General features: G+C 70.4%; 12 protein-coding genes and 1 tRNA gene. 3 read left to right on the top strand and 10 right to left on the bottom strand.

The annotated features are described in order from the left end of the window. Positions 1–157: 157 nt before the first annotated feature. Entirely contained in the window at positions 158–337 is a 180-nt protein-coding gene (locus tag DFJ64_RS15465; protein WP_115851090.1) for a hypothetical protein, read from the bottom strand. 134 nt (positions 338–471) lie between these two features. Between DFJ64_RS15465 and DFJ64_RS15470 the strand changes: the two genes are divergently transcribed. Then, positions 472–711 carry a zinc finger domain-containing protein gene (locus DFJ64_RS15470; protein WP_115851091.1) on the top strand — a complete coding sequence of 80 codons (240 nt, stop codon included), beginning with the start codon at positions 472–474 and terminating at the stop codon, positions 709–711. 105 nt (positions 712–816) lie between these two features. Here DFJ64_RS15470 and DFJ64_RS15475 read toward each other — a convergent pair. The 5 genes from DFJ64_RS15475 to DFJ64_RS15495 form a co-directional block, all read right to left on the bottom strand. Beyond that, positions 817–892 (bottom strand) — tRNA-His (locus DFJ64_RS15475). A gap of 172 nt (positions 893–1,064) precedes the next feature. After that, positions 1,065–1,808 carry an oligoribonuclease gene (gene orn, locus DFJ64_RS15480; protein ID WP_115851092.1) on the bottom strand — a complete coding sequence of 248 codons (744 nt, stop codon included), beginning with the start codon at positions 1,806–1,808 and terminating at the stop codon, positions 1,065–1,067. A 30-nt stretch (positions 1,809–1,838) separates the two neighbouring features. Next, positions 1,839–3,857 (bottom strand): vWA domain-containing protein, encoded by a 2,019-nt coding sequence (locus DFJ64_RS15485; RefSeq protein WP_115851093.1) that lies wholly within the window; start codon positions 3,855–3,857, stop codon positions 1,839–1,841. A gap of 30 nt (positions 3,858–3,887) precedes the next feature. Then, positions 3,888–5,270 carry a sigma 54-interacting transcriptional regulator gene (locus DFJ64_RS15490; RefSeq protein ID WP_115851094.1) on the bottom strand — a complete coding sequence of 461 codons (1,383 nt, stop codon included), beginning with the start codon at positions 5,268–5,270 and terminating at the stop codon, positions 3,888–3,890. Positions 5,271–5,340: 70 nt separating this feature from the next. Continuing rightward, the gene (locus DFJ64_RS15495) at positions 5,341–6,957 is read right to left on the bottom strand and encodes a GGDEF domain-containing protein (protein ID WP_147304728.1); all 1,617 of its coding nucleotides are present in this window, start codon (positions 6,955–6,957) and stop codon (positions 5,341–5,343) included. 734 nt (positions 6,958–7,691) lie between these two features. Here DFJ64_RS15495 and DFJ64_RS15500 point away from each other — a divergent pair. Further along, a complete protein-coding gene (locus tag DFJ64_RS15500) occupies positions 7,692–8,156 on the top strand; it encodes a ferritin family protein (protein WP_245941162.1) in 465 nt (154 codons plus the stop codon). 13 nt (positions 8,157–8,169) lie between these two features. Here DFJ64_RS15500 and DFJ64_RS15505 read toward each other — a convergent pair whose 3' ends face one another. Then, positions 8,170–9,600 (bottom strand): arylsulfatase, encoded by a 1,431-nt coding sequence (locus tag DFJ64_RS15505; protein WP_115851096.1) that lies wholly within the window; start codon positions 9,598–9,600, stop codon positions 8,170–8,172. 126 nt (positions 9,601–9,726) lie between these two features. Further along, complete coding sequence (locus DFJ64_RS15510) at positions 9,727–10,299, bottom strand: mycothiol transferase (RefSeq protein ID WP_115852142.1); 573 nt, start codon at positions 10,297–10,299, stop codon at positions 9,727–9,729. Positions 10,300–10,555: 256 nt separating this feature from the next. Here DFJ64_RS15510 and DFJ64_RS15515 point away from each other — a divergent pair, with 256 nt between their 5' ends. After that, positions 10,556–11,071 carry a hypothetical protein gene (locus tag DFJ64_RS15515; RefSeq protein ID WP_245941163.1) on the top strand — a complete coding sequence of 172 codons (516 nt, stop codon included), beginning with the start codon at positions 10,556–10,558 and terminating at the stop codon, positions 11,069–11,071. A gap of 61 nt (positions 11,072–11,132) precedes the next feature. On the opposite strand, the gene DFJ64_RS15520 is transcribed toward DFJ64_RS15515, so the two are convergent. Both DFJ64_RS15520 and DFJ64_RS15525 read right to left on the bottom strand, forming a co-directional pair. Continuing rightward, positions 11,133–11,702 (bottom strand): hemerythrin domain-containing protein, encoded by a 570-nt coding sequence (locus tag DFJ64_RS15520; protein WP_115851097.1) that lies wholly within the window; start codon positions 11,700–11,702, stop codon positions 11,133–11,135. 109 nt (positions 11,703–11,811) lie between these two features. Next, positions 11,812–12,369, bottom strand: a complete 558-nt coding sequence (locus DFJ64_RS15525) for a type 1 glutamine amidotransferase domain-containing protein (protein ID WP_115851098.1) — start codon at positions 12,367–12,369, stop codon at positions 11,812–11,814. Between the last annotated feature and the right edge of the window lie 51 nt (positions 12,370–12,420).

Raw genomic sequence — 12,420 nt, forward strand, 5'->3', positions numbered from 1 at the left:
GTCCCCGTGGAGGCGCCGCCGCTCAGCCTTCCAACGGCCGTGGCTTCGCGTGCCCGTCGAGAGGATTCCGAGCCGTCCTTCGCCGGGGATCCGGGCTGGCTCTGTGCTCTCGGGGCGACGACGCGGCGTAGTCCTTCGCCGTGCGGAGTGACCAGGCCTACGGGTCGCGCCGGTCGGAGGCGCCTTGTTGTTGGTCGAGGTACGCCTCGAGCGCGGTCATGATGAGCGCGGACATGGTGAGTCTGCGGGCGCGCGCGTAAGACTCGGCGCGACGCCACAGGTCGACGTCAGACGCCCTCACGTAGATCGTCTTCTGTTCACCTCGCTGCTCGGCCACGCGGATACCTTGCCTGTCTAAGTGGATCTACTTTGATCCACGTAGTAGTCTTCGCTTACCCGGCGTGGCGGTCGGTTGACCGCTCGGCCACGCCGTCCCGGCCGCCACGCCGTACCCAGCCTGGTGGAGGAGCCATGGGTGAGCTGGTGCCGTACCACGAGCTACTGGACTCCGGGCGGCTCGATTGGCTCTGGGATGGTCGCCTGCACACGATGTACGGCTACACGTCCCACGACCTCGCGACGTTCGCGCGGGTCCTGGCACGGCCGTGCCCGGACTGCGGCGCGGGTCAGGCGGAGCGCTGTCGCACGACGAGTGGACGGGAGCTGATGGCGCTCGACGAGCAGCACCTGTCGCGCCGGCTGCGACGATGAGAACCCGACGATGAGAACCGGCGGCCACGTGATTACACGAGAGGCTCTCGCGTAAGCACTCCGACCGCCGCGACCGCGTTTCCGCAGGTCAGAGGCATGATCGCTTGGGGTGAGTGACGGGACTTGAACCCGCGACACCTGGGACCACAACCCAGTGCTCTACCAGCTGAGCTACACCCACCACGTCGTACGGAACGCTCCGTACGGACGACTGCCGCGGATGTTCTCCGCGGCGGCCCCTAGTGTAGCCCCACCGGTTCGCGGACCCGACACCGAGATCGAGGGTCGACAGCGCGCCCGGTCGCGGGCCCGCGCACGGCGCGTCCGCGGGGCCCGCGCGGCGCTCGGCGTCCTCACTCGCCTCGAAGGGCCGCGTCCCCGTGGTTCTCCGACGCGTTCTCGGCGGACGTCGCGACGCCGTTCGGCGCGTCGGGCTCCGACGGTGCCGGAGTGTCGGGCTCGGCGTCCGTGGCCGCCTTCGCGGCCGAGGCACCACCCGTCGGATGGCCCATGATCTGCTCCGCGATCGCCTTCGCCGCCTCCGAGTCCGGACCGGGCTGCGGCACGAAGACCGCCGCGCGGTAGTAACGCAGCTCGTCGATCGACTCCCGAATGTCGGCCAGGGCGCGGTGGTTGCCGACCTTGCTCGGGCTGGCGAAGTAGACCCGCGGGTACCAGCGCCGGACCAGCTCCTTGATGGAGGAGACGTCGACGTTGCGGTAGTGCAGGTGCTTCTCGACCGCTGGCATGTCGCGCGCCAGGAACGCCCGATCCGTCGCGATCGAGTTGCCCGCGAGCGGGGCCTTCCCGGCTTCCGGGGCGTAGGTGCGGATGTAGGACAGCACCCGCTCCTCCGCCTCAGCGAGCGACACCCCCTTCGACAGCTCGTCCAGCAGCCCGGACGCCGTGTGCATCTCGCGGACGACGTCGCGCATCTGGTCGAGCGCCTGCTGGGGCGGCTTGACTACGAGATCGACGCCGTCCCCGAGGACGTTGAGATCGCCATCGGTGACGAGCGCGGCCACCTCGATCAACGCATCGGTCTCGAGGTCGAGGCCTGTCATCTCGCAGTCGATCCATACCAACCGGTCGTACATGGCCTCCTACCCTATGCGGTCCGCGTCAGGTCAGGCGGACCGGCGGAAGCCCTGCCGCGAGCGCAGGTAGTCAGCCACGACGTACTCACCCAATCGGTCGATGTCCGGCGTGAAGACGCGGCCACCGGCGCGACGCGCCACGGCGTCGACAAACCTCGCGAGTCCCTCGTCCTCGCCCAGCATGAAGATGTTCAACGTCGCGCCGTACCGGGTGAGCGCATCCACCTCGGCGATCGTCGCCCGCAGGGTCTCGTAGGTGGTCGGCCACGAGAAGAAGGGCGTGCCGTCCGGTTCCAGGTGCGCGGTCGGCTCGCCGTCGGTGACGACGAGGACGACCGGCTCGGCGTCCGGATGCCGTCGCACGTGCCGGCTGGCGAGCATGAGCGCGTGCTGCAGGTTCGTGCCCTGGACCCACTCCGGCTCGACCTCGGCGAGCTGTACGGGGGACAATCGGCGAGCCATCCGGTCGAAGCCGATGATCTCCAGCGCGTCCTGGCGGTACCGCGTCGACACCAGGTGCGACAACGCCAACGCCGTCTGCTTCATCGGCCCCCAACGGCCCTCCAGGACCATCGAGTAGGACAGGTCGACGCAGAGGGCGACCGCCGCCGACGCTCGGCGCTCGGTCTCGGTGATCGCGAAGTCCTCGACCTGGAGGCGCACTCGAGGACGCGCCACCGCGCCGGCCCCTGCGGTCTGGAGGGAGCCCGGTGCCGACGCGCGCTCGCTCGCGGTGCGGAGCACGGCGTTGTGCACCGTGCGCGTGGCGTCGATCGGATGCTCGTCGCCGAAGCGCCACTCCCGGGTGGTCCCGGTCGGCTCGTCGGCCGCTCCGGTCCGTCGGTCGTCGTGGTCGCCCCGGCTCGGTGCCGTCATGTGCTGGAAGACCCGGCGGAGCGCGGTCTCGCCGAGCCGACGCAGCGCCTTCGGTGTGAGCCGCAGGCCGTCGGGGCCCCGCCCGAGGTAGCCCTGCCGCTCGAGCTCCCGCTCCAGCTCGCGCAACGCCTGCAGGTCGACGGCCGCGCCCTGGCCGAGCTGCCGCTCGAGAGTCTCGACGTCCACGTCGTCCAAGGTCGCGCCCGGGTGCTCCTGCGCGAGCTGTTCCGCCAGGGCCTCCAGGTCGGCCAGGTCGGCCACCGCCTCGACCGCCTCGCTGTAGCCGAGCGGCTGCTGCCCCTGGATGCGGGCCCGGGTCTGCGCGTCCAGACCCGGGCGGAGTGCGCGCAGGTTGTCCCGCAGGCGGGCGAGCTGGCCGGCGAGCTCGGGGTCGCTGAGGGCATGCCGCATGAGCTCGCTGAGCTCCTCGCGCTGCTCAGGTGACAGCGAGCGCATGAGACGTTCGGCGGCGGCCGCCCGGCGGGCCAGGGAGTCGATGAGCTCGTCGGTGTTCCGCGGGTTCTCCGGGAAGAGAGCCCCGTGGCGCTCCATGAAGGCGTTGAAGCGGTCAGTGGTGTCCTCGCCTCGCGCGTGGGCCTCGAGCAGGTCGTTGAGGTCGGCGAGCATCTCCCGGACCGCCTCGCTGGCCGCCGGATCCTGCCCCGACAGCGCCTGCTTGAGGCCGGCGAACTGCGCGTCGAGCACCTCTCGGCGCAGCATCGCCTGGATCTGGCGGTAGATCTGGCGCGCTTCGTCAGAACGCCACTCGTACGACGCGAGCTCCCGAACCGCGCGGGCCGTCTCTCGCGGCAGGGTGTCCAGCTCCATCTCCCGCAGGCGGGCGTCGTCGCTGGGGTCGTGCGCGAGGACGTCCTTCTCGGCGGCCAACGCTTGGTCGAGCATCTGACGTACTCGGTCGATGATCCCGGCCAGGTCACCGCGGCGACGGACCTCCTCGCGGCGACGCCGGACTTGGTCGGCGAGCTCGTCGAGGCCGCGCCGGCCTTGGAGGCCGCGACGAAGGAGCTCGCGCAGCGCCTCGCGCAGGCTCGACCCCTCCAGCACCCGCCGGCCGAGCTCGTCGACCGCCGCCCGAACGTCGTACGGCGGGGCCAGCGGGTCAGGGCCGCCGCTCCAGGGGCCGTAGCGGAAGCGACGTGGGCGCTGGCTCATGGCCGTCCTCCCAGGATCATTCCGGCGGGCTCACGACCCGTAGTAGGTGACGCCGTCGATGGTCTCCTTGGACAGGCGTTTGGTCAGGTGCAGACCTTCGAGGACGAACTCCACCGCGGCGGCGACCTCGCCGGGCTCCGCGGCGTCACCCATCCCGAGCCGGTCCAAGACCTTGGCCAGGCCGGGCACGGTGCCCATCTGCTCAAGCAGCTCGTCGGCCCGGGTCAGCTCGCTCGTCTCGACGACCGTTCCCTCGGTGAACCGCTCGGTGAAGCCCGTGAGGTCGAGCCCACGCAGGTGCTCGCGGAACGACTCGGCCGTGGCGAGTCTGAGCTGGTGCTCGAAGATCTCAGCCTCGCGGCCCTCCTCGCCCATCTCGAACTCGACCTTGCCGTGCAGGGTGGGCAGCATGCCCGGCAGGTCACAGACGCGGGCGACCGGCGTCTGTTCCCCGGTCAAGGCCGCGCGGCGCAGCGCCGAGGCGGCCACGCTCTCCGCCGCGCTGATCGCGAACCGCGCCGACACCCCGGAGCGCTGGTCGACGGACGGAGACTCGCGGAGCCCTCGGGTGAGGCGGGCCACGATGTCGAGCAGGTGGTCGGGCACTGGCGCGACCAGTCGAGCCTCCTGGCGGATGAGCGCCACCTCGTCCTCGACCCGGAGCGGGTAGTGCGTGCGGATCTCGGCGCCGAAGCGGTCCTTGATCGGGGTGATGATCCGGCCGCGGTTGGTGTAGTCCTCCGGGTTCGCCGAGGCGATCAGGAGCAGGTCGAGGGGCAGGCGCAGGGTGTACCCCCGGATCTGGATGTCCCGCTCCTCCAAGACGTTGAACAACGCCACCTGGATGCGTTCGGCCAGGTCGGGAAGCTCGTTGATCGCGAAGATGCCCCGGTTGGTGCGGGGGACCAGACCGTAGTGGACCGTCTCGGGGTCACCGAGCGTCCGTCCCTCGGCGACCCGGATCGGGTCGACGTCCCCCACCAAATCCCCGACGCTGGTGTCCGGCGTCGCGAGCTTCTCGCCGTAGCGCTCCTCGCGGTGCTTCCACGCGACCGGAAGGTCGTCGCCGGCCTCCTGGGCCAGGCGCCGGCAGCGGGCACACACCGGAGCGTACGGGTGGTCGTTGATCTCGCAGCCGTCGATGACCGGCGTCCATTCGTCGAGCAACCCGACCAGGGTTCGCATCAGCCGGGTCTTGCCTTGCCCGCGCTCGCCGAGCAGCACGGTGTCGTGGCCGGCGAGCAGCGCGCGCTGCAGCTGGGGCACGACGGTCTCGTCGAAGCCCACGATGCCGGGGAACGGGTTCCTGCCCTCGCGAAGGGCGGCGAGCAGGTTCCGCCGGATCTCTTCCTTGACGGTGCGGTGCTCGTGGTTGGTGGCGCGCAGCGCGCCCAAGGTCGTGGGTCGAGTCACGACCTCGACCGTACGTCGACCGTCTCCATTCCGGGAGGGCTTGGCGCCAAATGTCGAGGCGCCGGACCCGTCAAAGGTCGTCGGGGAGAGGGCTGGCGCGGATCTCCACGCGGTTCTTGCCCTGTCGCTTCGCCCGCAGCAGCGCCTCGTCGGCGGCGGCGAGCAGCTGGGTCCGTGTCGCGCCGTTCCAGGACTGCGCGAGCCCCGCGGTGATCCGGATGCGACGGCCTTCCGGCAGGCAGTTCCACACCCGGTCGGCGATCCGCTGCCGAAGACCGTCGATCAGCTCGTACGCCTGCTCCGCGGTGCGGTTGGGCAGGACGATGACGAACTCCTCCCCGCCGAAGCGCGCGATCGCGTCGTCGGAGGACAGTGCGGCACGCATCTCCTGGGCGAGCTCGCGGAGCAGGTCGTCCCCGACCAGGTGGGACAGCTCGTCGTTGACGCTCTTGAAGTCGTCGATGTCGATGAACGCCACCGAGAGGGGGCGCCGGGTCGCGGCCGACTCGACCAGCAGCTCCGGCAGCCGGATCTCGATCAGCCGGCGGTTGCCGAGGCCGGTCAGCGGGTCGGTGAGGTAGGCGGCCGCCCGACGGCGCAGCTCGTCTTGGACCCGCTCGGTGGCCAGGCGTTCCTCGAACGACTGGACTCGGGCGCGCCGCTCCTCCCATCGGTCGCGGACGAGGACCTCGGTGAGCCGGGCGAAGGCCTCGGTCGCCGGCGAGGTGCCCTCCCTGCGGCGGACCAGCTCGGCGTACTCGCGATAGGCGCGCGCCGTGGCGACGTGCAGGCGGGGGAGAGAGTCGCCGAGGGTCCTGGCGTGCTCGGCGTACTCGAGCGCCCGGTCGAGGTCGCCCGCGTTGGCCCACGCGCGAGCCAGGGCGAGGTGCCCCACCAGGGTGGCCTCATAGCGTTGGGTGGAGGTGACCGCCCCGATGTTGGCGCGCAGCTCCGGGATGACGCTCTCACCTTCGCCGAGCATGGCCCGCGCGGCGCAGGCCTGCACGACGACCTCGCGTGGCCAGTACGACCGGTCGATCACGTCGACTCCCCGTGGGGCCGACTGGAACGCCTCGAGCGTCAGGCGGTAGTGCTCGCGGGCCTCGTCGAGCTCGCCGATGAGCTCCAGCTCCGAGGCCCAGTTCAGCTGAAGCCAGCCGCTGTTGTACGCGTACAGGGTGTGCAGCATGGCGTCGGAGAGCTCCTCGGCCACCCCGCGGAGCCGCTCCAGCCACGCCATGGCGAACTCGTAGAGGTCGAGCCGGACCATCGCCAACACCGCCGCGTTGATGGCGTGCCCCATGGCGTAGCCAGGGGTGGTCTGCTGCTCCTCGAGGAGCACGACGGCCCGGGCCAGCTGGTCGTACGCCGGCTCGAAACGGTTACGCAGCAGGAGAGCCATGGAGCGGAGGGCGTGGCCGAACGCCTCCCAGATCCGGTCGCCGCCGAGTGGCTCGGCGAGCCGGATCATCTCCTGGGCTTCCTCGTCGGCCGCGTCGAGCAGGTGGAGCTCATGGAAGGACGCGAACCTGACGAATCGCAGCCACTGAGCGCGGTCGTATGCGTGCTGGTTGAGCGCCTCGGCGAGCAGACCGTCGACTTCGGTCAGGACGTGGCGGGCCTCCCCTGACTGGGCTCGCACCAGCAGCCTGGTGATGTCGGCGAGCTCGGCCGGACGCGGCTTCATCTGCGCCACCTCGCTCACCGTCTTCCTCGACGGCTGTCGATCAACTGGCGCGTGGTCCCCCCGGCAGGAACCATCACGGTCTCCTCACATTGTCGTCGCGTCAGTCACTTGATCAGCGCTTTCTGCTATTCGGCTGTTCGTCGGACCGATGTGCTGTTCATACCGGACCCGGTGGTCGACGCTCTCGCGAGGTCCGGTTTCGGAACGGCCCGCCGCTCCAAAGTCACGACACACCGGACGATTCGCACGCGCAGGGTACCGAGCGGGCGACATGGCGCGTTCCGCGGGCGGGTTTCGTGGGGCCAGACTGCCCACGGTCGTCAGGCGGGCCGCTGGTGGCGATGCCGGGGAAGTGGCCCCTCCTCGACGATGGGCAGCCTCACGGGTTTCGATGATCGAATCGGTCGGCAAGAGCGAGGCTCGCCATTGTCTCGACCTCAGCGACGAGTGACCGACAATCGGACACCCGTGGGCGAATCAAGATCCACTCATCTCACGACCGGTCATTCGGTCAGTGTCGCTGTGACAGTCAATCGTCAATTTGGTATTGACGCTTCATCGCCGACACTCGGTCGCCGTGCGGTCACCTCGTCGTGGGTGACGACCAGATCGGTGTGCACGTCGTGGGACGGGGTAGAACCGAGACGGCGGTCGTGCGTCTGCCTGGCGGCAACCCGGGACGCGTCCCGGGCGCTGCGCGCACCTCGGCGGCGTCGCGGGGAGGGGGGGTTGCCGTGGGTGCACATCGAGCCTCGCCCCTCGGGCCCGGCTCCAAGGTGGCGAGGTTCCTGCAGCCGATGCTCGTCGACCTGCTCGCCCTGGTGCTGAACGGCCGTCAGGCGCTGTGGCACCTACGCGGGCATCAACGCGTTCGCTTCCGACTGGAGCTCCTCGTCAGCGATGCCTGGCGGTTCGCCGACGAGGTTGCCGCACGCATGGTGTCTCTCGGGGTGCCGGCGGACGGTCGTCCGAGCACGGTGACGACGACAACGAGCGTGCCCGAGCTCGTGGCCGGTTTCCTCACCGAGGACAAGACCGTCAGCGCCGTCGTGGACCAGGTCGAGGCCGTCCTCGCCCGAGCTCGGGACGCGGTCGCCTGCCTGGCGGAGGTCGACCCGGTGAGTCGCGGCGTCGCCGTCGACCTCGTCCGGCGGCTCGAGAGCCACCGGGTCGTGCTCGTCGGCCGCCAGCCGCTGTGACGCGGTGAGGCGGTCAGCTCGGCAAAAGGGTCAAAGGCTGTCGACCTGGGACGAGATCGGCCCCTTCGACGTAGCCCTCGGGACGGCCCCGCAGCTCGCCGATCAGCCGCGCTCGCCAGGCCGCCAGCTCGTCGCGGTGCGCGGAGTAGCTGGCGAGGTTGCGAGTCTCGTGGGGGTCAGCGGTGAGGTCGAAGAGCTGCTCGGTGCCCGTCCCGGACATCCAGACGTACTTGCGTCGACCGTCGGTCAACCATTGCAGGGACTGGCCGAGCAAGGTGTGCTCACCGTGAAGGTACGGTCGCCAGCCGTCGACGCGCTGCCCGCGGGCGAGCGGCGCGACACTGCGTCCCTCCACCTGGTCGGGGATGGGGAGGCCGGCGAGGTCGAGCAGGGTCGGCATGACGTCGCGCAGCTCGACCACCTCGTCGCGCACGATGCCAGGTCCCAGGCCAGGGCCGGCCAGCAGGAAGGGGATCCGGGCCGAGCCCTCGTACGGGAAGCCCTTGCGGAACAGGTGGTGCTCACCGAGCATCTCGCCGTGGTCGGCGACGAAGCACACGTAGGTGTTGTCGGCCAGCCCGAACTCGGCCAGGTGCTCGAGGAACCGGTTGATCTGCAGGTCAATGTGGGCCATGTGGCCGTAGTAGCCGGCGCGGGCGCGCTGGAGCACCGGCTGCGGCATCCGCGCGACGAACGCGTCGTGACGGTGGTCCTCACGGTGCTCGGCGTAGTCGTCCACCCACGATCCGACGATCGGCTCGTACGGCGGCGTGTCGAGGTACTGCTCGAACGCCCACCGAGGCGGGTCGTACGGCGGATGGGGACGGTGGAACGACAGGTACAGGAAGAACGGCGCCGTCGGGTCCCGCCGATACAGCCATGAGATGGCCTGCGTCACCACCCACGTGGTCGGGTGCAGCGACTCGTCCTTGTCCCAGGGGCGGGCCACCACGGAGTTGCAGTTGACGCCGTGGTCGAAGTAGTCGGCGACGGCGCTCTGTCCCGCCTGCTCCCGGAGCCACGGCAGGTAGTCGTCGTACTCCTCGACCGGCCGGGACCGGCGCCGGTTGAAGTGGGAGTAGCCGTCGTGGAGCAGCACGTTGTCGAAGCCGATCCGGGCACGAGTCGGATGGACGTGCATCTTGCCGATCGCCTGGGTCTGGTAGCCGTGCCGCCGGAACTCGCCCGGCAAGGTCGTCTTGACGTCGAAGGGAACGCCGTCCTGGTATCCGACCCGGCGGTGCGTGCGCTGGGAGAGCCCGGTCATCAGCGCCATGCGTGCGGGGACGCAGGTGGGCGTCGCGGAGTAGGCGCGCCGGAACCGGGCCCCACGCTGGGCGAGCTGGTCCAGGTGCGGCGTGTGGACGACCGGATGTCCGTCGGCCGAGAGACAGTCACCGCGCCACTGGTCGACGCAGATCAGGACGACGTTGGGTGGTGTCATCGCCCGCCCTTCGTGCCACACGTGGATGGAAACGACGCCCGAACGTATCGGCCCGGTTGAGCGAGGCTCAACGCCGTGTTCGGTGATCCGGACGGGCTGGCCGGTGCTGGCCGCGAGCTCTCCAGGTCAGCGGACGTCCTCCGACGCCTCCGTGGAGGTGCGCCCCTCCTGGGCAGCGCGTGCGGTGGCCAGCGCGCGGAGAACGTCGAGCTGTCCGACGGCGCGCGCGGTCTCCTGAATGACGTGGGCGTAGATCCAGCGCACGGTACGACGCTTGCCGCCGACGAGGTTGGGTGTCGTGCTGTCGGCGCGCAGGCCCGACAGCGTCTGGTCGGAGCGGCTCCACTCGGCGCGGTAGTCCTCCACCACGCTGTGGGGAGTGTCGGTGTCGGTCAGCTGAACGTCGGGATCGGTGTCGGCGTCCTGCGACAGGAGGGGCAGGTCGGAGCCACCCGTGACGATCGAGATCCACCAGCGCTCGAGCGCGGTCAGTCGCTTGATCACACCGAGCGGGCTGGGCAGCGAGGGCAAGGGTGGGGTACGAAGATCGACCGGATCCAGCCCGGCGAGCTGGTTGACCGCGGTGACCCGCAGGAACTGCAGCAGCTCGCGCTGGAGGCGGAGCTCGTCGTGGGCCCACGTCGCGGGTTCCTCCACGCTCAGCGGCTCGATGCGATCATTCGAACTCGCGTTCGACATGTGTTCACTGTACATCCCGCGCGATCACCGGCGGATCGTGGCACCGGCCGCCTGGCGCTGACGAGCGGCGGTACCGGGCCACATCGTCGGGCCGCTCCGTTCGTGGCGGAGGGGTGGCCCTCGGCGCCAGGGACCACCGTCATCTCGCCGCAGGTCCCAGGGCAGGGGCCGGTGTGGGACCTAAGGTGAGGCTCGCCTTACCATCGGTGCCGCATCTGGGAGAAGACGACGAAGCGAGGTCATGGTGTCGGGCGACATGGCGCCGGTGATCGCGGCGACCACGCGCTGGCTGCTCGGCGCGTACGCCGCGCCCGAGGGCCCGTTCAGCTCGGCGCTCGCGGAGGCCCAGGCTCGACAGGCGGTGACCGTCGCGGCCTACCTGCGCTACCCGACGGCGGTCGACGCCGCCCTCCTCGTCATGGCCGGACCGGGTGGATCAGCCCGCCTTGACCGGCTGTGCCTCGGTCACACCGAGATCGACTACCTCGACGAGCGTCACGCCTGGCGGACCTGGGTCGACGAGGTTCTCGCGAGCTGGGCCGCCTGCTTGCTGTCCGATCACGGACTCGCCCGTCGCGCCGTGGCAGCGGTCGCGCGGTCCGAGCACCTGGCTGGACTCTGCCGCGAGTTCCGCTGCCTGACCGCCCCCGACGACACCGAGTGCCGGGCGGCCGCGTTGCTGCGCCACCCGGATCTCCTGGCGCCGGTCGCGGACCTCCATCGTGCCGAGCTCCTGCGACACCTGGAGCTCGGCACCGTCGACGCGGCCTGAGAACCCCGGTGTGCCGGCAGGGCAGCACGCGCGGACAGTCGGGACCGGTCCGTCGGACGGCTCAGCCGCCCCGAGACGCGCGCCGGCTGCGGAGAGCGTCCTGGATCCTGTCGACGATGCCCAGGGGTGGCCCGGCCAGCATGTTGGCGAGGGCGGACTCCCCGGCGGCTGGATGCGGGCGCGTGGGCGCCATGGCCTCCGCGGTACGGACCGCCCCGGCCATCTTCCGCAGCTGCTCGGCGGGAAAGGTCTCCCGCATCGCCGGGAACTCCTCGGTCTCCTCCTGCGTCGCGTGCGCGATCACGATCTCGGCCAGGGCGGCGCACTTCCGCTCGAACTCGGGATGGTCGGGCCCGAGCCTGACCAGCTCGGCCAGGGCGTGCTTTGCCTCACGTTCCTCACGCAGCCGCTCCCGAATCACCCGGTCGCCCCGGTCGATCTTGCGGCGCGCCATCGGATGGACGATCTCCTCCTCCGCGGCCTCGTGCGCGGTCAGCAGCCGGACCAGGTCCCTGAACAGCTCGTGCCGGCGGGTGCCTCCCGCGGAGACCACGCGGGTGAACAGATCCTTGATCTCGTTGTGTTGGTCGATCAACAGGTCGACCACGTCCTTGTCCCGCGCCCTGGCCATGCACTGCCTCCGGTGTCGCCTTGGCACACTTGGCTACGAACCTTCCCGGAGGCTGCGCGTGTCACCCGCACGTCGGCCAAGTGCGGACCGCCAGGGCGCGGGGTGAGGGTCAGGCCGCGGCTCGGGCGGCGGCGAACTGTGCGACGATCGCCCTGCAGAACGCGGGCAGGTCCGCAGGAGACCGGCTCGTCGTGAACTGCTGGTCGACCACGACCTCCTCGTCGACCACCTCGGCGCCGGCGTTCCGCAGATCGGTGCGCACGCTCGGCCAGGAGGTGATCCGGCGACCACGCACCACGTCGGCTTCCGCCAGCATCCACGGCCCGTGACAGATCGCCGCGACCGGCTTCCCACTCTCGACGAACGACCGGACGAACTCGACCGCCTCGCGGTTCATGCGCAGCTGGTCCGGGTTCATCGTGCCGCCCGGGAGGAACAGCGCGTCGTAGTCGTCGACGGAGGCATCGCTGACCAGCCGGTCGACGGGCAAGGTTCCGGCGGGGTGCATGTCGAACTGACGTGCCTGGATCTCGCCCGGGTGCAGGGACACCAGTTCGGTCTCGGCGCCGGCGGCGTGCAGGGCACCCCGCGGCTGGTCCACCTCGACCCGTTCGACGCCGTCCGTGGCCAGGATCGCGACCTTCGTACCGTCAAGTTCGTGCGCCATGGTGATCCTCCTTCACGTCGGGGAGGGCGGCGCAAGGCGTCCTTGCCCTCA

The organism is Thermasporomyces composti (assembly GCF_003386795.1).
In the GTDB taxonomy this organism is placed as follows: Bacteria; Actinomycetota; Actinomycetes; order Propionibacteriales; family Actinopolymorphaceae; genus Thermasporomyces; species Thermasporomyces composti.

Coding starts and splice junctions, on each gene's coding strand:
- DFJ64_RS15470 (WP_115851091.1), top strand. CDS start 472: ATGGGTGAGCTGGTGCCGTACCACGAGCTACTGGACTCCGGGCGGCTC.
- orn (WP_115851092.1), bottom strand. CDS start 1,808: ATGTACGACCGGTTGGTATGGATCGACTGCGAGATGACAGGCCTCGAC.
- DFJ64_RS15485 (WP_115851093.1), bottom strand. CDS start 3,857: ATGAGCCAGCGCCCACGTCGCTTCCGCTACGGCCCCTGGAGCGGCGGC.
- DFJ64_RS15495 (WP_147304728.1), bottom strand. CDS start 6,957: ATGAAGCCGCGTCCGGCCGAGCTCGCCGACATCACCAGGCTGCTGGTG.
- DFJ64_RS15505 (WP_115851096.1), bottom strand. CDS start 9,600: ATGACACCACCCAACGTCGTCCTGATCTGCGTCGACCAGTGGCGCGGT.
- DFJ64_RS15510 (WP_115852142.1), bottom strand. CDS start 10,299: ATGTCGAACGCGAGTTCGAATGATCGCATCGAGCCGCTGAGCGTGGAG.
- DFJ64_RS15515 (WP_245941163.1), top strand. CDS start 10,556: ATGGCGCCGGTGATCGCGGCGACCACGCGCTGGCTGCTCGGCGCGTAC.
- DFJ64_RS15520 (WP_115851097.1), bottom strand. CDS start 11,702: ATGGCCAGGGCGCGGGACAAGGACGTGGTCGACCTGTTGATCGACCAA.
- DFJ64_RS15525 (WP_115851098.1), bottom strand. CDS start 12,369: ATGGCGCACGAACTTGACGGTACGAAGGTCGCGATCCTGGCCACGGAC.